Origin of the sequence: Caballeronia sp. ATUFL_F1_KS39 (assembly GCF_023630985.1) — a bacterium.
In the GTDB taxonomy this organism is placed as follows: Bacteria; Pseudomonadota; Gammaproteobacteria; order Burkholderiales; family Burkholderiaceae; genus Caballeronia; species Caballeronia zhejiangensis.
Genome location: NZ_JALQDZ010000053.1, coordinates 1 through 21280, shown reverse-complemented (window position 1 = coordinate 21280; position 21280 = coordinate 1). Strand labels below are relative to the sequence as shown.

General features: G+C 62.2%; 20 protein-coding genes and 1 pseudogene. 11 read left to right on the top strand and 10 right to left on the bottom strand.

Features of this window, described 5'->3' with window-relative positions:
• Nucleotides 1-131 precede the first annotated feature (131 nt).
• Entirely contained in the window at nucleotides 132-2126 is a 1995-nt protein-coding gene (locus NCR93_RS26740; RefSeq protein ID WP_239295449.1) for a protein-L-isoaspartate(D-aspartate) O-methyltransferase, read from the bottom strand.
• Nucleotides 2127-2472: 346 nt separating this feature from the next.
• Between NCR93_RS26740 and NCR93_RS26735 the strand changes: the two genes are divergently transcribed.
• Nucleotides 2473-3744 (top strand): MFS transporter, encoded by a 1272-nt coding sequence (locus tag NCR93_RS26735; RefSeq protein ID WP_175981925.1) that lies wholly within the window; start codon nucleotides 2473-2475, stop codon nucleotides 3742-3744.
• A gap of 217 nt (nucleotides 3745-3961) precedes the next feature.
• Here the strand turns inward: NCR93_RS26735 and NCR93_RS26730 are convergent, their stop codons facing one another.
• Nucleotides 3962-4183: a hypothetical protein gene (locus NCR93_RS26730; RefSeq protein ID WP_008345935.1), complete on the bottom strand. Its 222-nt coding sequence runs from the start codon at nucleotides 4181-4183 to the stop codon at nucleotides 3962-3964.
• 39 nt (nucleotides 4184-4222) lie between these two features.
• Nucleotides 4223-4402: a hypothetical protein gene (locus NCR93_RS26725; protein WP_175981923.1), complete on the bottom strand. Its 180-nt coding sequence runs from the start codon at nucleotides 4400-4402 to the stop codon at nucleotides 4223-4225.
• A gap of 139 nt (nucleotides 4403-4541) precedes the next feature.
• On the opposite strand from NCR93_RS26725, the gene NCR93_RS26720 reads away from it, so the two are divergent.
• Nucleotides 4542-4919 carry a DUF3022 domain-containing protein gene (locus NCR93_RS26720; RefSeq protein WP_175981921.1) on the top strand — a complete coding sequence of 126 codons (378 nt, stop codon included), beginning with the start codon at nucleotides 4542-4544 and terminating at the stop codon, nucleotides 4917-4919.
• 4 nt (nucleotides 4920-4923) lie between these two features.
• Here the strand turns inward: NCR93_RS26720 and NCR93_RS26715 are convergent, their stop codons facing one another.
• The 3 genes from NCR93_RS26715 to metE form a co-directional block, all read right to left on the bottom strand.
• Nucleotides 4924-5259, bottom strand: coding sequence for a hypothetical protein (locus tag NCR93_RS26715; protein WP_175981919.1), 336 nt, complete (start codon nucleotides 5257-5259; stop codon nucleotides 4924-4926).
• Between the two features lie 81 nt (nucleotides 5260-5340).
• The gene (locus NCR93_RS26710; RefSeq protein WP_008345933.1) at nucleotides 5341-5925 is read right to left on the bottom strand and encodes a glutathione binding-like protein; all 585 of its coding nucleotides are present in this window, start codon (nucleotides 5923-5925) and stop codon (nucleotides 5341-5343) included.
• 131 nt (nucleotides 5926-6056) lie between these two features.
• Nucleotides 6057-8348, bottom strand: a complete 2292-nt coding sequence (gene metE / locus NCR93_RS26705) for a 5-methyltetrahydropteroyltriglutamate--homocysteine S-methyltransferase (RefSeq protein ID WP_175981917.1) — start codon at nucleotides 8346-8348, stop codon at nucleotides 6057-6059.
• A 114-nt stretch (nucleotides 8349-8462) separates the two neighbouring features.
• Here metE and NCR93_RS26700 point away from each other — a divergent pair, with 114 nt between their 5' ends.
• Nucleotides 8463-9371: a LysR family transcriptional regulator gene (locus NCR93_RS26700; RefSeq protein WP_175981915.1), complete on the top strand. Its 909-nt coding sequence runs from the start codon at nucleotides 8463-8465 to the stop codon at nucleotides 9369-9371.
• A gap of 3 nt (nucleotides 9372-9374) precedes the next feature.
• Here the strand turns inward: NCR93_RS26700 and NCR93_RS26695 are convergent, their stop codons facing one another.
• Entirely contained in the window at nucleotides 9375-11090 is a 1716-nt protein-coding gene (locus NCR93_RS26695) for an ATP-binding protein (protein ID WP_372492626.1), read from the bottom strand.
• Between NCR93_RS26695 and NCR93_RS26690 the strand changes: the two genes are divergently transcribed.
• The 6 genes from NCR93_RS26690 to NCR93_RS26665 all read left to right on the top strand — a co-directional run bounded on the left by NCR93_RS26690 (nucleotide 10987) and on the right by NCR93_RS26665 (nucleotide 16878).
• Nucleotides 10987-11331, top strand: coding sequence for a hypothetical protein (locus NCR93_RS26690; protein WP_162483417.1), 345 nt, complete (start codon nucleotides 10987-10989; stop codon nucleotides 11329-11331). The genes NCR93_RS26695 and NCR93_RS26690 overlap by 104 nt on opposite strands.
• Nucleotides 11328-11867, top strand: coding sequence for a DUF4142 domain-containing protein (locus NCR93_RS26685; protein ID WP_175981911.1), 540 nt, complete (start codon nucleotides 11328-11330; stop codon nucleotides 11865-11867). Before NCR93_RS26690 ends, NCR93_RS26685 begins: the two co-directional genes overlap by 4 nt.
• A 31-nt stretch (nucleotides 11868-11898) precedes the next feature.
• Nucleotides 11899-12282: a DUF1801 domain-containing protein gene (locus NCR93_RS26680; RefSeq protein WP_239295450.1), complete on the top strand. Its 384-nt coding sequence runs from the start codon at nucleotides 11899-11901 to the stop codon at nucleotides 12280-12282.
• 228 nt (nucleotides 12283-12510) lie between these two features.
• Nucleotides 12511-14706, top strand: a complete 2196-nt coding sequence (locus NCR93_RS26675) for a TonB-dependent siderophore receptor (RefSeq protein WP_239295451.1) — start codon at nucleotides 12511-12513, stop codon at nucleotides 14704-14706.
• Nucleotides 14707-14875: 169 nt separating this feature from the next.
• Nucleotides 14876-15892: an ABC transporter substrate-binding protein gene (locus NCR93_RS26670; protein ID WP_175981905.1), complete on the top strand. Its 1017-nt coding sequence runs from the start codon at nucleotides 14876-14878 to the stop codon at nucleotides 15890-15892.
• A gap of 38 nt (nucleotides 15893-15930) precedes the next feature.
• The gene (locus NCR93_RS26665) at nucleotides 15931-16878 is read left to right on the top strand and encodes a TauD/TfdA dioxygenase family protein (protein ID WP_175981903.1); all 948 of its coding nucleotides are present in this window, start codon (nucleotides 15931-15933) and stop codon (nucleotides 16876-16878) included.
• Nucleotides 16879-16885: 7 nt separating this feature from the next.
• On the opposite strand, the gene NCR93_RS26660 is transcribed toward NCR93_RS26665, so the two are convergent.
• The gene (locus NCR93_RS26660) at nucleotides 16886-17374 is read right to left on the bottom strand and encodes a DUF2165 family protein (RefSeq protein WP_175982105.1); all 489 of its coding nucleotides are present in this window, start codon (nucleotides 17372-17374) and stop codon (nucleotides 16886-16888) included.
• Nucleotides 17375-17639: 265 nt separating this feature from the next.
• On the opposite strand from NCR93_RS26660, the gene NCR93_RS26655 reads away from it, so the two are divergent.
• Nucleotides 17640-19223, top strand: a complete 1584-nt coding sequence (locus NCR93_RS26655) for an alanine/glycine:cation symporter family protein (RefSeq protein WP_175981901.1) — start codon at nucleotides 17640-17642, stop codon at nucleotides 19221-19223.
• Here the strand turns inward: NCR93_RS26655 and NCR93_RS26650 are convergent.
• Nucleotides 19220-19969 (bottom strand): carbonic anhydrase family protein, encoded by a 750-nt coding sequence (locus NCR93_RS26650; protein ID WP_034470037.1) that lies wholly within the window; start codon nucleotides 19967-19969, stop codon nucleotides 19220-19222. The genes NCR93_RS26655 and NCR93_RS26650 overlap by 4 nt on opposite strands.
• A gap of 110 nt (nucleotides 19970-20079) precedes the next feature.
• Nucleotides 20080-20976 (bottom strand): LysR family transcriptional regulator, encoded by an 897-nt coding sequence (locus NCR93_RS26645; RefSeq protein ID WP_008345920.1) that lies wholly within the window; start codon nucleotides 20974-20976, stop codon nucleotides 20080-20082.
• Between NCR93_RS26645 and NCR93_RS26640 the strand changes: the two are divergent.
• A pseudogene (locus tag NCR93_RS26640) lies at nucleotides 20975-21280 on the top strand (hypothetical protein); the annotation flags it as partial. The gene NCR93_RS26645 and the pseudogene NCR93_RS26640 overlap by 2 nt on opposite strands.

Below are 21280 nucleotides of genomic sequence, written 5' to 3'. Positions count from 1 at the left end.
TTCGTTCCTCTCGAAGTGGCAAAGAGATGTTCTGGATGCCCGGACTGTACGCAATGGGCAACGAAAATGACGTGAGCATGTGTAAGCAACGCTTACGTTCCATTACGCGCTCCATTACGCGCAAACGCGCGTCAGACGCCGAACGGAAAGGTTTCTGGCGTCTCGTGCGTGACTTGTGAAGGCTCGATCGCGCTGACCGCGCGCGTCGTATCGAACCACACGAACGCATCGAATTGCGCCGACAGCTCGGCTTGCGCGTAATGGCTGTACACCTCGGTATCGGGCCGATAGACCACGCCGATGAAGCGTTCGAGCCGCTCCTCGCCCAATGCGTCGCGCAGTGCATCGTTCACGCCGGCACGAAGATCGACGAGGCACGGACTCGCGCCCGCAAGATGAAACTGATGCTCGTAACTATCGGCGCGCGATGGCCGCACCTGCATGATCTGCATCGGCTCCTCCCAGTCCGATGCCGCCGCGACCGTGCCCGCGTGCGTGCCGAAGCCGATGAGCGCGGCGTCGTCGCCGAAGCGCTCGCGGCATAGCTGACCGACGTTCAACTCGTCGCGCATGCGGCCCATCTCGGTCGCGGATGCATCACCGAGATGCGAGTTGTGCGCCCATACGACCGCGCGCGCGTCCGGTCCCCATGCATCGAGCAGGCTGTCGAGCGTGTCGAACATGTGCGTGTCGCGCAGATTCCAGCTTTCCGCCGATGCCCCGTACATCGCGCGATAGTACTGCTCCGCCGATGCGACGAGCCGCGCGTTATGCGTCGCGTCGAGCAGTCCGTGATCGCTCGCGGACGTGGCGAGCCGTCTGTCCAGCAGATCGCGCAATTGCGCGACGACGGCTTCCTCGCATGTGCCGAAGCCCGCCTGCCACGCGGCGCGTCCATAGACAGCGGGGTTTTTCTGCCAGGGCGTGAGGCATCCATAGCGCACGCGGGCAATGCGCGCCGCGCCCGGGTCCTGTGCGTCGAGATACGCGAGCACGGCGGCGATGGATTCGGAAAGGCTATACAGGTCGAGTCCATAGAACGCGGCGCGGCGCTCGTCGGGCAACGCGGCGTTGTGCTGCCGCAGCCACGCGACGAACGCGGCGAACTCGGTATTGCGCCACATCCACGTAGGGAAACGCGTGAACGGTCGTGCTTCGGGTCGCGCGCGCGGACGGCCGCGAACGTGCTCGTCGATGATCGCGGCATCGGGCCAGTCCGCTTCCACCGCGACGAAACTGAAGCCGTGCCGTTCGATGAGACGCCGCGTGATGGCGGCGCGCGCTACATAGAACTCGGCGGTGCCGTGGCTCGCTTCGCCGAGCAACACGACGCGCTTGTCCGCGAAACGATCGAACGCATGTGCGAAGTCGGGCGCACCGAGCGCGGGCAGACGCACCGCCGATGCGCGGATCAGATCGGGCAACGTGCGCGCAACGGACTCCTCGAGCGTGGGTTTGTCCGTGCGAATGTCGGGTTCGTCGCTCCAGCCTTGCGCGCCGATCAACGGCACGAACATCACGCCGCCGAGGTCTTCGTCGCGCCACACATCGTCGTCCGTGCGCGTGTATTTCATCAGACGCTGGGATTCGCGCGCGTCGCCGACGGGCATCACGAGCCGTCCGCCAATCTTGAGTTGCGCGCGCCATGCGTCGGGCACGGATGGACCGCCCGCCGCCGCGATGATCGCGTCGAAGGGCGCGTGCTGCGGCATGCCGAGCGTGCCGTCCGCATGATGCACGCTGACGTTCGTGAGCCCGAGCGCCTTGAGCAAGGCGGCGGCATCGTCGGCGAGTTCGCGATGCCGTTCGATGGTATCGACGCGCGCCGCGATACATGCCGCGATCGCCGCCGCATAACCCGAGCCGGTGCCGATGTCGAGGACATGATCGCCAGGTTGCAGGTCGGCGGCTTCGAGCATCAGCGCGACGATGTACGGTTGCGAGATCGTCTGACCCGCGGCGATCGGCAACGGGCTGTCCTCGTAGGCGAATTCGGCAAGGGCTGGGGGAACGAAGGCATCGCGGGCGATGGCGCTCATGCATTCGAGCACGCGCGCGTTCCTGATGCCGCGCCCCTTCAACTGACGTTCGACCATGCGTTCCCGCGCTTCTTCAAAGGTGTTCATGAACATTTCCCGAAAAAGGTCAGAACGTTGAAGAGGCAGCAAGCGACAGTCCCAGTTCGCCACTGCTCGCGAGCACGCGGAATGCGATTTGCTGTGCGTTCGGCACGGCATAAAGGAGACGCATACCTCGGATGACACTCACATCGAACGATGCACGCGAGCATCGCGCCTTGCGCCCCGCGCGCGATGACGGCATCGATCGTCGATCGACGCCAGCGCCGAAGCAAGCGTTAACGGGCTCATGCTGCGCGCTAAGATCCATTCGGCATCGAGCGCAAAATACTACGGACTTCGAAGCGAAGGTGTCGTCGAACCTAGCGTGCAGGTCGTGCTCTGAATCCAAAACATGCCAATACACAATGTGAAGCCAACCCGTCCGCTCATCGCCGTGAGCTTCTTCGCGGCGGACGTCCAGGCGGGCGTCGGCCCGTTTCTCGGTATCTATCTGCAAGCGCACGGCTGGACGCCGGACCGCATCGGCACGGTGCTGACCATCGGCGGCATCGTCGGCATGCTCGTGACGACGCCCGCCGGCGCGCTCGTCGATGCCACGCCGCACCGGCGCGCCATCGTCGCGGTCGCGAGCGCGCTGTCCATCGTCGCGGCGATCATCATCTGGATGTGGCAAGGCTTCTGGCCCGTCACACTGTCGCAAGTGGCCACGGCGATCGCAGGCGCGACGATGGGCCCCGCGCTCGCGGGCCTCACGCTCGGCATCGTCGGACGGCAGGATTTCGATCGCCAGTTCGGACGCAATCAGGTGGCGAATCACGCGGGCAATATTGCGGCCGCGGTGCTTTCGGGCTGGCTCGGCGCGTGGCTCGGCATGCCGTACATCTTCGCGTTGAGCGCGGCGTTCGGTGCGGGCTGCATCTTCGCGGCGCTGTGGATTCCGCCGCGCTCGGTGCATCGGCATTTCGCGCGCGGCATTGCAAAGGACGACAACGACGATCCCTCCGACACGCGCGCCGATGCCATACAGGTTCTGCTGCGCAACCGCTCGCTGCTCGTGCTGGCGGCCGCGCTCGCGGCGTTCAACCTCGGCAATTCCGCGATGCTGCCGCTCTACAGTCTCGCGGTCGCGTCGGCGCATACTGCCGATCCCAGCCATGTGACGGCCGCCAATATCGTGATCTCGCAGATCGTGATGCTCGTCGCGGCGGCCTATGCGAGCCGCCTGATTCGCCGATGGGGCTTCTGGTGCATCATCCTCGTCACGCTCGCGACGCTGCCGCTGCGCGCGATGACGGCCGCGTGGATCGCGCCTTCATGGGGCATCGTGCCGGTGCAGGTGCTCGATGGCATCGGCGCGGGCTTGCAGACCGTCGCGGTGCCCGCGCTCGTCGTGCATCTCCTGCACGGAAGCGGACGAGTGAATCTGGGGCAGGGCGCGGTGCTTGGCGTCCAGGCGGCGGGCGCGTGCCTGAGCCCGATGCTCGGCGGCTGGATCGCGCATCACTATGGCTATCCGGCGGCGTTCATCACGCTTGGAAGTTTGTCTGTCGTCGCGTTCGCGATCTGGATCGGCTTTGGGCAGCGCGTGCGCGATGCATGCGATACGCGGCGCGAAGAACTCGGCAAGCTCGCCGATCTGGATTCATCGACGTTGTTGCCATGACAAGGGCCGCGGCATGGGGAATGCGGAAGTTCATCTGACCGACAAACCGGAGATGAGGATGAACTCACCGCGCTTTTCCGCAGACGCCGACCAACGCATGCAAATCCCGCCGCCCGACGTCGATCCCGATCCTTCCGTACCGGATGACGATCCCGTGCCGCCCGATGGCGCGCCGCATCCCATCGGCGATCCGCCGAATCAAAGACCGCCGGAGCGCTTAGGCCCCGGCCTCGTCGCCGGGGGGCAGTGCGTCGGCCTTGGCGTTCGCGTGCGTCGTGGCCGCTTCCCTCGCGGCGTCCGCGCTTTCCAACGGCCGATCGCGCATTTCAGTGAAGCCGTCCGCATCGATCGTGTAGGACCAGGTGCATTGACCCGTTGGATCGTGATCGATCGTGATCTCGACGCGATGTCCGTTGCGAACGTAAGTCTCGGTAGACATGATGTGATCCCTCGTTGAATGACCTGCGCGATGCATCGGCTACGTTGCGTTGGAATTGGGCGGAACGGGATTCTTTTCCTGCGTCGACGGCAATTCGTTTTCCGATGCGTCGTGCGTGCGCTTTTCGCGTTCGTCGAGTTGATGCTGCTTCGTGTCTTCGCCTACGGGTTCGTCCATATCGTCGGCGGTGGCATGCGGCACGGGCTTGTCTGGCGTCATGATGTGCCTCCCGGAATCGTGATGCGGCACGCGGCGCGCGCCTTCGTATCGGGCGCAGCAAGCAACGGACCCGTTCGCGTTACAGACAGGAGCGCGGCTTGCTGGGCGATTATCGAACAGGCATCCAGGAGAGCGAGGAATGAAATACACCGATCAGGATCAGCGCGTGGAGGAATTGCAGGTGGCGTTGTCGCGTGCGTTCGATGCGCGGAAGACGCCGTTCGTAGGCGTGGTGGACGAAGGCGACGACATCGTCATCAACGTATCGTGGGCCATCGAGACGGGCCGCGACACGACGCTCGATGCGCGTTGCAGCGTCGTGTTGCGCATCGCGGCGCGTCAGTTCGAGCGATATGGCGCGATGGATACCGCGCAGCGCCTCATCGTGCAGGATCGCGTGATCGCGCACGTGCGGAGTGCGTTCGACCAGTCGCGCTCGGGTCAGGCGAACGCGAACGAATGCTCGCTCGAACTTCGCGCCGCCGACGACTGGTTCGACACACCCGACACGCCCTGACGCATTACCAGCCTTGCGCGCCGCCGCCGGTCGTCGACGGGCTCGTCTGGCCGTTCGTGCCGCCGCTGCCGTTCAGACGCGGCTGCATGCCGCCCGATCCTTGGCGTGTGCCCGCACCCGCGCCGCTCGTTCCATTCGATGAGCCGCCCACGCCGGACGGCCCCGTCGACGGCGCGCTGCTGTGGCCGGAGTTCGGCGTGATGCCGGCCGCATCCTGCGCGTTCCTCGCGCTCGACGGTCCGTGGCTTGCGCCCGGCTGCGTCTGATCGGCTGCGGCGAATGCGCCGCCCGAGAGCGCCATCAGTAAAGCCGAAATCGCGATGGTTCTGTTCGCTTGCATGACCTGCCTCCGTATGTCGATGTTGGTACGAAGCATGGCGCAAGGCGCGTTCCGGGCTTTGCGGCCAGCAACGCGTTTCCCTCATTCAAGCCCTTCGTGCTCGAACGCAAGTTTCACTGCGGGGCGCTCGCGCATGCGCTTGTAGAACGCCTGGAGCTCGGCGGGCATATCGACGCCCATTTTCTGCGCCCACGTCAGCATCGTGAAGAGATAGGCATCCGCGACGCTTACATCGTTGCCGAAGAGATAATCGCCACGCATCGTCTTCGCGACATACGCAAAGCGCTGGCCGATTTTCTCGCGCGCCGCCGACGCTTCCGCATCGGATGTGGGCCGGAACACGCGTCCGAACTGCTTGTGGATCTCGGTCGAAATGAACGCAAGCATTTCCAGCAGACGCAGATGGCCGTCGTCGCCGGAAGGCGCGAGCGATGGCGCTTTTTGCGCGACCCACGAAAGAATCGCGACGTTTTCGGTGAGACGCTTGCCATCGTCGAACTCGACGACGGGCACATAACTCTTCGGGTTGATTTCGCCGAAGGGCGTGCCGTCTTCCGTCACCTTGGTCTTGAGATCGACCTTCACGCGGTCGAAGGTCAGGCCGGCTTCGTGCATCGCGATGTGATCGGCGAGACTGCATGCGCCGGGCGCGTAATAGAGCTTCATGATGCGCGTCTCCTTTGGACGAGGATATGTGTATTCGGCGAGCAAGGGCCATGCCGCAATGCCGCCATGCGGACGTCGCGCTATATCGTGCGAAGCTCGCGGGCCGCAACATGCTGACCGTATGAAGCGATTTACGCCGATGCACGCAGCGTATGCGCGGCCGCGACCATGTTGCGCAGCGCGGGAATCACTTCGCCCCATTGACGCGTCTTGAGTCCGCAGTCGGGATTCACCCACAGACGCTCGCGCGGAATCCGCTCCGCTGCCTTCGTCATCAACGCGACGATTTGCGCTTCGCTCGGGATATTCGGCGAGTGGATGTCGTACACGCCCGGCCCGATCTGATTCGGATACTTGAAATGGTCGAAGGCTTCGAGCAGTTCCATGTCGGAGCGCGACGTTTCGATGGTGATGACATCGGCATCCATATCGGCGATCGATGCGATGATGTCGTTGAACTCCGAATAGCACATGTGCGTGTGTATCTGCGTTTCGTCGCGCACGCCGTTCGCGGCGATGCGAAACGCTTCCACCGCCCAGCGCAGATAGCCATCCCATTGCGCGCGGCGCAGCGGCAGGCCTTCGCGCAACGCGGCCTCATCGATCTGGATCACGCGAACGCCGGCCTCCTCCAGATCGAGCACTTCAGCGCGGATCGCGAGCGCGAGTTGCCGGCACGATTCGGAACGCGGTTGATCGTCGCGCACGAACGACCAGTTCAGGATCGTGACGGGACCGGTCAGCATGCCTTTCATCGGCTTCCGGGTTTGCGCTTGCGCATAGCGGGTCCATTCGACGGTCATCGGCTTCGGACGGCTGATATCGCCGAACAGAATCGGCGGCTTCACGCAGCGCGATCCATACGACTGCACCCAGCCGAACTCGCTGAACGCATAGCCGTCGAGCCGCTCGCCGAAGTACTCGACCATGTCGTTGCGCTCGGCTTCGCCGTGCACGAGCACGTCGAGCCCGAGCGCCTCCTGTTCCTTCACGGCGCGCGTGATTTCGCGTTCCATCGCGGCGCGATAGGTGGCTGTATCGAGCTGTCCGCTCCTGAACTGACGACGCGCATGACGGATTTCGTTCGTTTGCGGAAACGAGCCGATGGTCGTCGTCGGATAGGCGGGCAGCGCGAGCATCGCGGCCTGCTTCTGCGCGCGCGTTTCGTATGCGCTCGCGCGCTGGCCGAGCGTCGCGTCGATCTTTGTGAGCGCTTCTTTCACCGCCGGGTTATGCACGCGCGATGATGCGCGGCGGCTCGCGATCGCGGCCGCGTTGCACGCGAGCGCATCGGCGACGCTGGCGCGACCGTCGTTCAAGGCGCGCGCGAGCACATCGAGTTCATCGAGCTTTTGTAGCGCGAATGCGAGCCACGATCTGATTTCGGCATCGAGCTTCATTTCGCTCGCAAGATCGACGGGCGTATGCAACAGCGAGCACGATGGCGCGATCCACAGCCTGTCGCCGAGCGATGCATGCAGCGGTTCGAGCCAGTCGAGCGTGGCGTTCAGATCGGTTTTCCAGATGTTGCGGCCATTGATCGCGCCGACCGATAGCACCGACGAATCCGGCAACAGCGATGCAGCGGCGCCGACGTCATCGCGCGCGTTGATCGCATCGATATGCAGGCCGTCGATCGGCAGCTTGCACGCGAGATCGAGATTCTCCTGCAACTGGCCGAAGTAGGTCGCAAGCAGAAGGCGCACGCGTCGTTGTGAGAGCGCATCGTAAGCGGTGACGAAAGCGTCGCGCCATTGCGTATCGAGTTCGGTGACGAGCGCGGGTTCATCGATCTGCACCCATTCGATACCGAGCGCCGCGAAGTGATCGAGCAGCGCCGCATAGACGGGCAACAGGCGCGGGAGAAGCGCGAGCTTGTCGGAGTCGTCCTTCGCCTTGCCGAGCCAGAGATACGTCACCGGCCCGATGATGACGGGCTTCGCGTTCACGCCGAGCGCGCGCGCTTCGCCGAGCTGCTCGACGAGACGCGACGTATCGAGCGTGAACTGCGTCGCCGCATCGAACTCGGGGACGATGTAGTGATAGTTGGTATCGAACCATTTCGTCATCTCACCCGCAGCCACGCCCTCGCAGCACGCTGCATGTTCCTTAGCGCTTTCGGAAGAGCCTCCGCGAGCGACGCGGAAGGCGTTGTCGAGCGCATCGCCGTGAAAGCCGCGCACGCGTTCGGGCAGATTGCCGAGCGTGAAGCTCATGTCGAGCACCTGATCGTAGAACGCGAAATCGCCGGCCGGCACGAGATCGAGACGCGACTGATGCTTCCAGTGGCGCTCGCGCAAGTGAGCGCCGACCGCCTTCAACTCGTCGCGCGATGACTCTTTTTTCCAGTACTTTTCGAGCGCGAACTTCAGCTCGCGGTTTGCGCCGATGCGCGGGAAACCGAGGTTATGTGTCGTGGCCATCGTTGCGTGTTCTCGTCGGAAAGAGAGTGAATGGCGACGATGATAGAATTTCCCATGCATGAATAAAAATGGTTTAATTTCATGCATCGATTAAATTTGTTCATGGAGACGCCTATGCTCGAACGCGCGCATCTGATGGTCGTGCGAGAAGTCGAGCACCAAGGCTCGCTGACCGCCGCCGCCGCCGTGCTCAACCTCACGCAATCCGCGCTGAGCCATACGGTGAAGAAGCTGGAGCAGCAGTTGGGCACGGCGGTGTGGACGCGCGAAGGGCGCAGCATGCGGCTCACGCAGGCGGGCCAGTATCTGCTTGGCCTCGCCAATCGCATGCTGCCGCAGTTCGAACTCGCCGAAGCGCGCATGAAGCAATATGCCGAAGGCGAGCGCGGCACCTTGCGCATCGGCATGGAGTGTCATCCGTGCTATCAGTGGCTGTTGAAGGTCGTGTCGCCGTATCTCGCGCGCTGGCCCGATGTCGATGTAGACGTGAAGCAGCGCTTTCAGTTCGGCGGCATCGGCGCGCTGTTCGGTTACGACATCGACGTGCTCGTGACACCCGATCCGCTGAAGAAACCGGGCTTGCGCTTCACGCCCGTCTTCGATTACGAGCAGGTGCTCGTCGTGCCCGAAGCGCACACGCTCGCCGATGCCGCTCATGTCACGCCGGAGCAGGTCGCGCAGGAAGTGCTGATCACGTATCCGGTCGAAACCGATCGCCTCGATATCTACACCCAGTTCCTCACGCCCGCGAATGTCGTGCCGAGAAGGCACAAGACGATCGAGACGACCGACATCATGATGCAGATGGTCGCGAGTGCGCGTGGCGTCGCGGCGCTGCCACGCTGGCTCGCGGAAGAATACGCGGACCGCATGCCGCTCGCCGTGCTCAAGCTAGGGAGGAAGGGCATTGCGAAGAAGATTTATCTCGGCACGCGCGAAGCCGATGTCAGCGTCGAATATCTCGCGGCGTTCATCGCGCTTGCGAAGAAGGCCGACTGGGCGAAGGCGCGCGTGTCGCGTTGACGTTCAGCGCCGCGCATCGAGCGCATGGCGGATCGTGCGTGCGAGGTCATCGAACGTGAAGGGCTTTTTCAGCAGCACGACGCCTTTGTCGAGCCGCCCTTCGTGAAAGATGATGTCGCGCGTATAGCCCGATGCGAACACCACGGTCGCGTTATACGGCGGCGCGCTCGCGATCTTCGCGAGCTCGTTCGCGCGCAGCGTGCCGGGCATCACGACATCGCTGAAAAGAAGATCGACGTGGCCATGCTTCTGCAGGACGGCAAGCGCCGATTCCGCGCTCGGCGCCGACAGCACCTTGTAGCCGAGCTGCGCAACCATGTCGATGGTCGCGAGGCGCACGTCGGCATCGTCCTCGACGACGAGCACCACTTCGCCGCCGCTCGATGCACGCGGGCGCGCGCCGTGCGCATTCGTCGATTCGACTTGCGTGCAGCGTGGGAAGTACAACGCGACGGATGTGCCTTCGCCCACCTGCGTTTCGACATCCACGCAGCCCGCGCTTTGCGACACGAAGCCGAACACCATGCTCAGGCCGAGGCCGGTGCCTTGGCCTTCGGCTTTCGTCGAATAGAAAGGCTCGAACATGCGTGCTTTTACGCTGTCGGGCATGCCATCGCCGTCGTCGGTAACAACGAGCTTCACGTAATCGCCCGCGGGCAACGCGAGACCGGTCGTCATCTGATCGCCGAGGGTCGCGTTCGAGACTTCGAGCTGAATGTTGCCGCCTTCATGAATCGCGTCCCGCGAATTGATGACGAGATTGAGCAGCGCGTTTTCCAGTTGATGGCGATCGACGAAGAGATTCCAGGCATCGCACGATACCGTGGTCTTCAGCTTGATCGATTCGGGCAGCGCGCGTTGCAGGAACTCGCACATGTCCGCGACGAGCTTCGCCGGATCGACGACGGCGGGATTGAGCGGCTGACGTCGCGCGAAGGCGAGCATCTGCGAGGCGAGCTTGCCGCCGCGCGCGACGGCTTCGCTCATCACGCGCAGCCTGCGTGTGAGATCGGGTTTGTCGCGCGTCGCGAGTTCGATCAACTGCAGGTTCGCGGAGATGATCTGCAAGACGTTGTTGAAGTCGTGCGCGACGCCGCCCGTCAGATTGCCGATGGCTTCCAGCTTCTGCACCTGACGAAACCGCTCCTCGGCCTCGACGCGCGCCGTGACCGCTTCCGCGACGCGTTCTTCCAGCGTCTGCATGAGCTTGAGCAGCTTGTCTTCGGCAAGTACCTTGCGAGTCGTTTCGACGACGACGGCAATCACGCCTGCCGGATGACCGTCGTCTTCTGCGACAGGACTGTAGTGCAGATCCATCCACACGTCTTCGGGCCGGCCATTGCGATGCAGCGTGAGACGCTTGTCGGCGTAGGACAGCGTTGCGCCGGACAAACAGGTGTCCACGACATTGCGATTGAACGCGGCGATCTCGGGCCAGCCGTCTTCGACAGGCTTGCCGAGCAGAAACGGATGACGTCCACCGGCGAAGCCCGCATAGGCGTCGTTGTAGATCATCGTGCCGCGCCGGCCCCAGAGCATGACGAGCGGCACAGGCGAAGCAAGCAGAAGTTGCACGGCTGCCCGCAGACTCTTCGACCATCGATCGATCGGGCCCATGGCCGTGTCCGACCAGTCGAAGCTGGCGATGCGCGAAGCCATCTCGCCGCGCCAGCCTTCACAGTCGAAGGATTGCTCGGGCCAAACCGTTTCGGCGTTCATAGAGTTGAAGGGAAAGTTGATGTGCCGCCGTCTTCGTAAAAAGCGGCAGGAGCTTGGTTTGGATCAAAGGCTACATCTTAGTCCACGCATCGGCCTGCACTCCATACTGGACGCTGCTTTGCGAGGAGTGGGCGACCTGAAGGCTCGCATATCGAACACGAAAGGCCACCGTTTCGGACAGGTGAAGCACATGTTTCAAGGTAAAGTCATCGCCGTCGACATGATCGGGAGGCGCGCATGAACGGCAAGCGCATCGTCGCGGCGTTGCTCGTGTTGCTCTTTTGGACGGCTCGTGTGTACGCGCAAGAGCCTTCGCTTACGGATGAACAGATGCTCGGCGTCGTCTTCGTCGCGAATCAGGCCGAGATCGCGGCGGCCAATCTCGCGTTGCGCAAGACGCGCTCCAACAGCCTGCAGGTCTACGCGAAACGGATCGTGTCGGAACACGCGCAGGTCAATCAGGAGATCATGACGCTGACGCAGCGCTTCGGCACGGAGCCGCAACGCAGCGCGACGAGCGACGCATTGACGAAGCAAAGCAACAGCGAGATCGCCGAGCTCGATGAAACCAGCACCTACGATTTCGACGAAGCGTATCTCGAACACGAGGTCGTCTCGTTGCAGAAGCTGGTGCGTACCGTCGAAGGCTATATCCGCACGGCGCGCAGCGCGGACGCGCGAACCTTGCTGATCCGCTCGCGTCCTTCATTCATCTTTCATCTCGATCAGGCGCAAAGGCTGCAAATCACCATAGGCAGTCCGGGCCTCGTCCGCTGATGTCGCTCACGAATAAAAACAGGAGAAATGCATGAATGCATCGGAACGTATCGACGAACTGATCGCGGGCATCGCGGATTGGCGCGGCGAGACCTTCGCCAATGTGCGCAAGATCATCCTCGCGGCGGACGAAGGGATCGTCGAGGAGTGGAAGTACATGGGCAGCCCGGTCTGGTATCGCGACGGCATGATCGCGGTGGGCAACGCGCACAAGGACAAAGTGAAGCTCACCTTCGCGCACGGAGCGAGCCTGCCGGACCCCGACAAACTCTTCAACGCGAGCCTCGAAGGCAACGCGCGGCGTGCAATCGATTTTTTCGAAGGCGACAAGATCGATGCACACGCGCTTAAGAATCTCGTGCGCGCGGCGATCTCGTTGAATCAGACGAAAGCGAAGAAGAAAGCGGCTCGTTGAGCTGCGCGCGTCCATGCGCCGATGAATGCGGCGATGTCGACCGCATCCGCATTAACGAATCCAGTCCAGGCCATGCGTGCCTGGCGCGGCTCGGGCAGATCGAGAGTGTCGTTTTTGGACTAAAGATTTCCAATCGATTCTTTACAAAGACAAAACATCTTGTCACAATGCGGACGCAAATAATAACGATTCGCATTCACACGCAATGGACTTCCAAAAGAAATGAGCATGAAGACAGGAACGACGAGCCCGGTCGCGATGCGGCCTTTGAAACTGGCCGCCTTGCTGCTGTTCGCGGCAGCGCCGCTCGCCCACGCACAGTCCGCGGATGCGCCGTCGGGTGCATCGGCGGCTGCGGCGTCGAACGCGCCGGCCGAAAGCACGCTGCCCGCGGTGAAGGTCACGGCGCAGAACGTCGATGAACCGTATGGTCCGACGAAAGGCTACGTCGCGAAAGAATCGACGGCGCTCAAGACGGGCACGTCGCTCCTCGAGACACCGCAGTCCGTCTCGGTCGTCACGCGCGAGCAGATGGATCAGCAGAACGCGCAGACGCTCAATGCGGCCGTGCGCTATGTGTCGGGTGTGACGCCCGAAACGCGCGGCGGCATCGCGACGCGTTACGACATGCTCAAAGTGCGCGGCTTCGACGCCGACAAGTACTGGAACGGTCTCAAGCTGCTCGACAACGGCTGGTACGCGGTGCCGCAGATCGATCCGTATTTGATGGAGCGCGTCGAAGTGCTGAAGGGCCCGGTCTCGGTGCTGTACGGTCAGGCGGCGGCGGGCGGCCTGCTGGATCAGGAAAGCAAGATGCCGACGGTCGTGCCGCTGCATGAAGTGGGCATCGAGTTCGGCAACTACGCGCACAAGTCGGCCAAGTTCGATTTCTCCGGGCCGATCGCGGGCGACGATCGCTATCTGTACCGCATCACCGGCATCGCGCGTTCGGAAGACGGGCAAGTGCAATCGACGTACAACAAGCGCATCGCGATCGCGCCGTCTTTCACGTGGCGTCCGGACAACAAGACTTCGCTCACGCTGTACGGCCTCTATCAGCACGATCCGGACAGCACGTCCTACGGCAGCGTGCCGCCGCAAGGCACGGTGCTCTACAACCCGAACGGCAAGCTGCCGAGCGACTTTTACGACGGCGATCACAACTTCGAGAGCTTCAATCGCGTGCAGGAATCGATCGGCTACAAGTTCGACCGCAAGCTCAACAACGCGTGGTCGTTCCGCTCGAACGGACGTCTGCTGCATCTCGCGCAGGACTACAAGAGCGTCTATGCGAGCGCGCTCGAAGACGACTTGCGCACGCTCGATCGCGGCACGGCTGCGTCGAAGGACAACCTGAACACGATTCAGCTCGACAATCAGCTCGAAGGCAACGTCTCGACCGGCCCGATCGACCATACGCTGCTGTTCGGCTTCGATTACCAGCACTATGCGAGCAACTTCGATGCGGGCTTCGGCACCGCGCCGTCGCTCGACATGTTCGCGCCGAACTACAACCAGGCGATCACGCCGCCGGACCGCTATCACCAGATCCTGAGCGGCACGCAATACGGCGTGTATGCGCAGGATCAGGCGCGCTGGGGCAACGTGATTCTCACGCTCGGCGGACGCGAGGACTGGGCGAGCAGCGATTCGAACAACACGACGTACGGCGTCGTGTCGCATCAGTTCGATCGCGCGTTCACGGGTCGCGCGGGCCTCACGTATGTGTTCGATAACGGCATCGCGCCGTATGTCAGCTACACCGAATCGTTCACGCCGCAAGCGGGCACGGACATCAACGGTCAGCAGTTCTCGCCGGAGAAGGGACGTCAGTATGAAGTCGGCGTGAAGTTCCAGCCGAAGGGCTACAACGCGTTCTTCTCGGCCGCGCTGTTCGACCTGACGCGCAAGAATCTGCTGACGGTCAATGCGGACAACCCGAACTTCCAGTCGGCGGTCGGCGAAGCGCGCTCGCTCGGCGTCGAACTCGAAGCGAAGGCGAGCCTCACGGATTCGTTGAACGTCACGGCGAGCTACACGTATCTCAGCACGAAGTACACGAAGGACAACAGCGGTCTCGAAGGCAAGTTCCTGCCCGCGATTCCGCAGAATCAGGCTTCGTTGTGGGCGTATTACACGGTCAATCGCGGACCGCTCGCCGGTCTCTCGATGGGCGCGGGCGGACGCTACACCGGCACGACGTATAGCAGCGACAACAGCTTCAAGGTGTCGAGCTTCTTCCTCGTCGATGCCACGCTGAACTACGATCTCGGCCGCGCCATGCCGCAGTTCAAGGGCGTCGAGCTGTATGTGAACGCGCAGAACCTTTTCAACAAGGAATACGTCGCGTCGTGCTACTACGGCAGCTGGTGTGCGTTCGGTTACGGACGTCAGGTGTTCGCCGGCATGAACTATCACTGGTAAGCATGTTGCACCGCACTGCGTCTTTCGAACGGCGCAGTGCATCGAATCGTCGTGAGCGCCGCCCTGGCGCTTATCGCGAACGAAGCTATCCGTATCGGGATTTCTTCGTTCGCGTGTGAGGAAGCGGCTAGTACATTGATCGCTCGCCGCTCATCCACGATATCCCCGCATGATCCCGACGACTTCATTGCATCGCCTCTTCGCCATGCTCGCGTTGATGGCGGCATGTGCTTTACCGATGCATCGCGCGCACGCCGAAGGCAAGGTGAAGATCGTCGATCAATATGGCATCGGCTCGTTGCTGCTCAAGGTCGCGAAGGACCAGAAGCTCATCGAGAAGGCCGGCGCGCGCGCGGGCCTCGATATCGACGTGCAGTGGAACACGCTTTCCGGCGGCGCGGCCGTGAACGAAGCGCTGCTCTCAGGCGCGGCGGATATCGCGACTATCGGCATCGGGCCGTTGATGACGATCTGGGATCGCACGCGCGGGCATCAGGATTTTCGGGCCATTGCGGCGCAAAGCGCGGTGCCGGTGTATCTCGTGACGAACGATCCGCGCATTCGCAGCATCAGGGATATCGGCGAGAAGGATCGCATCGCGGTAGTGTCCGTCGCAGTGTCGCAGCAGGGACGTCTGCTGCAATTGGCGTCGGCCAGGGCGTTCGGCGATGCCGAGTATGCGCGGCTCGACCGTTTCGAAGTCAACATGCCGCACGCCGATGCGACGACCGCGATGTTATCGGGCAACTCGGTCGTCAATCTGCATTTCTCCAACGCGCCCTATCAGTATCAGGAACTCGAAGATCCGAAGATCCACAAGGTCACGAGTTCCACCGAAATCCTCGGCGGACCGTCGACGGGCAGTGTTGTCGTGACTTCCGACAAATGGCGCAAGGACAATCCGAAGACCTACGCCGCCGTGCGCGCGGCGCTCGACGATGCGGCGAAGCTCGTCGAGAAGGACAAGGCTCAAGCGGCGGCCATCTATATTCGTCAGGACGGGTCGAAGCTCTCGCCTGCGTTCGTCGAGCGCATTCTCAGCGACAAGGAAGCGAGCTTCGCGACGACGCCGCAAAACACGCTCCAACTGGGCACATTCCTGCATAAGGTCGGCGTGATTCGTCACGAGCCGAAATCATGGCGCGACTATTTCTTCGCTGACGATTCGAGCGCGCAAGGCAGTTGACACGTCTTTCATTTATCCATCATCCAAAGGAATCCGAAATGAATGCAGTGGCCATCGGGAATGAAACGGAAGTGACTGTCAGCCCGCTGTCGGCGCATATCGGCGCGGAGATCGGCGGCGTCGACCTTACGCGTCCCTTGTCTTCCGCACAGGTCGAAGCAATTCGCGCCGCGTTGCTCAAATGGCGCGTGGTCTTCTTCCGCGAGCAGTTCCTGAGTCACGAACAACACATCGCGTTCTCGGCGCACTTCGGCGAGCTCACGGTGGGGCATCCGGTGTTCGGCCACGTCGACGGGCATCCGGAGATTTACTCGATTTCGAAGTTTCGCAAGGCCACGCGCTTCGAAGGGCAATCGGTGCTGCGTCCGTGGACGGGCTGGCATACGGATGTGACTGCCGCGGTGAATCCGCCGTTCGCATCGATCCTGCGCGGCGTCACGATTCCGCCCTATGGCGGCGATACGCAATGGACCAATCTCGTGATCGCATACGAGAAGCTGTCGGCGCCGCTGCGCGCGTTCGTCGATGGTCTGCGCGGCGTGCATCGTTTCGCGCCGCCGCAAGGCGCAAGCGGCACCGATGCGTTCACGAAGGCCGTGACGGATCACACGCTCGTCGCCGAGCATCCGTTGGTGCGCGTGCATCCGGAGACCGGCGAACGCGCGCTGTATGTCAGTCCGGGTTTTCTCAAGCACATCGCGGGGCTCGCGCCGCGCGAAAGTCAGGTGTTGCTCGAACTGCTATGGGAGCATGTGACGCGGCCGGAATTCACGGTGAGATTCAAGTGGGAGCCGGGCAGCATCGCGTTCTGGGACAACCGCACGACCGCGCATCTCGCGCCGACGGATATCTTCGATCTCGACTTCGATCGCCAGTTGTATCGCACGACGCTCGTCGGCGATGTGCCCGTGGGGCCGGACGGGCAGAAGTCGGTGGCGATCGAAGGCACGCCCGTTGGCGCGGCGGCTGCGGTCGCGTTGAACTGATCGGCGTTCAACCTGATTCGCTACGCGCCACGAAGATCAATATCAGAAGAAACGTGATGAAGAAGCGAAACGCGCTTTCGGTGCCGTTCCATTGCTGCGATTGCCACATGCCGAACCATTCGCCGCCGATCGACATGAAGCAGACTTGCCAGGTGAGATAGCCGAGCGTGAGGCCCGCGATCGCCCAGCGTTTGGCTCGCGCGAAGGCCGCGCTCTCCTGGCGCAGTGCGCGGGCCATCGCGATGACGCCTGTCCAGCAAAGAAGCGCGGTGAGCGTTTCGAGAAAAATGATCGCGTCATAGCCGAGATGCTGAAGCACCGGCGACGTGATCGCGCGATACATGTTCGCGTTGCCGGGAAACGTCGTGTCCATTCGCATGACGTGCTCGACGAACTGCAGGTTGCTGCCGTAGTCCGTCAGATTGCCAAAGCTGACGAGCGACGCGAGCAGGGCCATCGAAGCCACGACGAGAAGTTTCGCGAGGCGTTCGGTCATCTTCATCTTCATTCTCCAGCAGCGTTGGGAACGTGATTGTGCAAGAGAAGAATGAGATGAGCTTGATTTCTCGCTGCAACTAACTGTCTCGTTGCGCCAGCGCCTTTCTGCACGAAACGATCGTCGGATGAATGTACGACGCCGACCCGTATAATCGCGGCCTCGCACACGTTTGCGCGTCCATTGCGGCACGCGCGACGACTCGTTTATCAACATCCCGAACCCCTGTCTCAGACAGGCCGAAGCAAGAAAGGAACGCCCAAGCGTGGAAAGTCTCTTCCAATCCGTGAATGCATTGTTTGCCTGCATTGCGCCCGTCTCGGATTTCTTGTGGGATTTCCCCACGAATTTCAAGGCTTATTCACAAATCCCCGTGCTCGGGCAGTTTTCGTTCGCGATCCTTTTGCTTGTCGGCGTGGGCATTCACTTCACGATCCGCACGCGCTTCATCCAGACGATGAACGTCGGCAAGATCGTTCGCATGATGCTGCGCAGGCAGTCGTCGAAAACCGGCGTCAGCGCGCTTGCGTCGTTCATGCTCGGGCTCGCGATGCGTGCCGGGCCCGGCAATATCGTCGGCATTACGGGCGCGATTTCCGTCGGCGGACCGGGCGCGTTGTTCTGGATGTGGGTGGCCGCGTTCTTCGGCATGGCGACCGCGTTCATGGAATCGACGCTCGCGCAGCTCTTCAAGGAGAAAAAGCACGACGAGTTCGTCGGCGGCTTGCCGTTCTATGGGCGGCGCATTCTCGGCGACAAGCGCTTCGTCGGCACGTTGCTGTCGCTCGTATTCATCGTCTATGCGCTTTTCAATGTGCCGCCGCAAACGTTCAACGTGTTCACCGCGATCGGCACCATCGCCGATACGGTGACCGGCACGCATCTCGGGCGTCAGTCGACGGTGTATTACGTCATCGCGGCGGTGCTCATCGCAGCGTGCTCGTTCATCATCATGGGCGGCATTCGCCGCGTGACCGCTTATACCGATGTGCTCGTGCCGATCAAGGCGACGCTCTTTTGTCTGATGTCGCTCGTCATCATCGTCATCAATCTGCCGCTGATTCCCTACTTCTTTCATGAGGTGATCGTCGGTGCATTCGCGCCGCATGCGCTCTTCGGCGGCGCGATCGGCACGGCGCTCGCTCAAGGCGTCAAGCGCGGGCTGATGTCGAACGAAGCGGGGCAGGGCACCATCACGATGGCCGCGGCGATCGCCGACAACGATCACCCTTGCGAACAGGGCTTCGTGCAGAGCCTCGGCGTGTTCTTCGACACGATGGTCATCTGCACGATGACCGGCTTCATCGTCGTGATGGCGCACGTATGGACCGGCACGGTGGACGGTCAGGCGTGGGAGTCGGTCAGGGCATCGAAGATCACGGTCTATCTCGCATCGGTCGAAACGCTCGTGCCGGTTTCGGTCGCGCATGTCGTCAAGATCGTGATGTGCGTGTGCTACGGCCTCTTTGCGTTCACGACGTTGCTCGGCATGATTTCGTTCGCCGAAATCTCGGCCAACTTCATTTCACGAAGCAGAGGTTTCATCATCGGCATTCGCGTCGTCGGCTCGCTCGTGTTCGTGCCGTTCGGCGCGCTCACCGTGCTTGCGGGACTCGAATTGCCTAACCTGTGGGCGCTTTCCGATCTGATGAACATCGTGATGGTGCTGCTCAACGTGCCGATTCTGCTGATCGGGCAACGTCTCGTGTACAAGGCGCTCGCGCACTACCGCTCGACGCGCGGCGGACCGTTCGTGTCGGAGGACATCGGCGTGCGAACCGAGTATTGGTCCGCGAAGCGCGGTGTCGTCAGGCAAACGGAAGAACTTCGCGAGCGCGTCGAAAGTTAAGAGCCGAAGAAGTCCACCGCGCCGGTGCCGAGGTTGTACATCGCGCCGGCTATCTTGATGGCGTGCTGATTCTCCATGTCGCTCAGCACGGCGCTTTCCTGGCGAATCTGCGCGATGGTCGACTCGACGTTCTTGCGCGCCACCATGTCGACGAACGTGTAATTGGTCGCCGTGCGCTCGCCGTCGTACTTCGTGGCTTCCACGGCGGGTTTGATGCGCGCGAGCAACGCCGTGAGATGACCTAGTTCGGCATTGGCGATCGCGCCTTTGATCGCGCCGCAAGACGTATGTCCCATCACCAGCACGACTTTCGCGCCCATCAGCTTGCACGCGAATTCCATGCTGCCGAGAATGTCGTCGTTTTCGATGTTCCCCGCGACGCGGCAGTTGAAGATATCGCCGATGCCCAGATCCATGATTACCTCGGCGGGCGCTCGCGAATCGATGCAACTGAGCAGCACGGCCGCGGGATATTGTCCCTTTGCGCTCGTCTTTTGTTCGGCAAGGTAGTTGCGCGCCTTGCGTTCGCCTCTGCGGAAACGCTCGTTGCCGCGCTTCATCGCATCGAGAATCTGCTCGGGCGACATCGCGTCGCGCTGCGCGTGCGTCAACGCGTCGGCGTGAGCGGATGTCATGAGGAGCGGCGGAACCGCGAGCCCGGCGATAGTTGCAGACGCAACTGATTTGAGAAAGCTCCGGCGGCACGCGGGCGTGCATTGCAGCGGATGCTTCAGATCTTCGCGCATGACCTTGCTCCTCGACCTGACGGGAATCGGCCTTCTTCAACGCTCTTTGCGAGATGAAGTGTTGGACGAAAAATCGTCGAATGCAATGCACGCTTGTTCTGATGACAATGTCAGGTCGATGACGTAACGATCTGCCGCGCGATATCGAGAAAGTTGGCGGTCTTGGCGGCTGTCGCATCGATGCGCGATGCAAGCGCCAGACGAATCGTGATCGCGCTGCCGAGCGCATCCGTGTAGGCGACGCCATCGACCTGAATCTGGCACACCGACGCCGGCACCAGCGACACGCCGAATTCCGCCGCGACGAGATTGACGACCGATGATAGCTGCGGCGCCTGCTGTCCGGCGACCGGCTCGAATCCCGCTTCACGGCATGCACCGATGATGACGTCGTGCAATGTCGGACTTGCCTCGCGCGGAAGCATCACGAAAGGATCCTCCGCCAGCGTCGCCAACGGCACCTTGCGCTTTTTCGCGAGCTTGTGCGTGGCGGGCAGCACGATTTTCATCGGCTCGATCGCGATGTGATTGATCTGCACGCCCGCGGGCGACTGGCTGCCGAGACGGACGAACGCGACATCGACGCGGCCGGCGTCGAGATGCGCGAGCAGTTGCGCGGTATTGCCTTCGGTCAGCGTCAGCATGACGTTCGGATAAGCCTGCCGATACGACCGTATGAGCTTCGACACGACCGGATTGAACGCCGCCGATCCCGTGAAGCCGATATTGAGCTGCCCGATCTCGCCGCGCCCCGCGCTCTGCGCTTTCTCGACGGCGAGACGCGCGTCGTCGACGAGACGCTTCGCGTCGGCGGCGAACGCCTCGCCGGCTTCCGTCAGCACGACGCCGTGCCCCGTGCGGCGAAAGAGCCGCACGCCGAGTTCGTCTTCGAGCGCGTGAATCTGCTGACTGAGCGGCGGCTGTCCGATGCCGAGCCGCTCGGCCGCGCGCGTCACATTGCGTTCCTCGGCGACGGCCAGAAAGTAGCGGAGATGTCGCAATTCCATGCGATATATGAAAAAGCTATTTCAGAAAGACGAGATAGATATTGGACAGTATATCAATCGCGCGACAAAATACCGCTATCGCGCAGTGCGCGGGCTAGAACTATCCCCGAATACGTTGCCGGTTGCTCGTCAAAGCGAATCGGCAGGGCGGGTCGCGCCCGTGTCGATCGTCGACGGCGCGCGAATCGTCAATCAGTTTGGGAAGGGGTCTAATGTGGCTGAAGCATTAAAAAAACCAAGGCCGGAATACCGGAACATCGGGATCGGTCAGATCGCGAAGTATCGCTTGCCGCTGGCGGGCAAG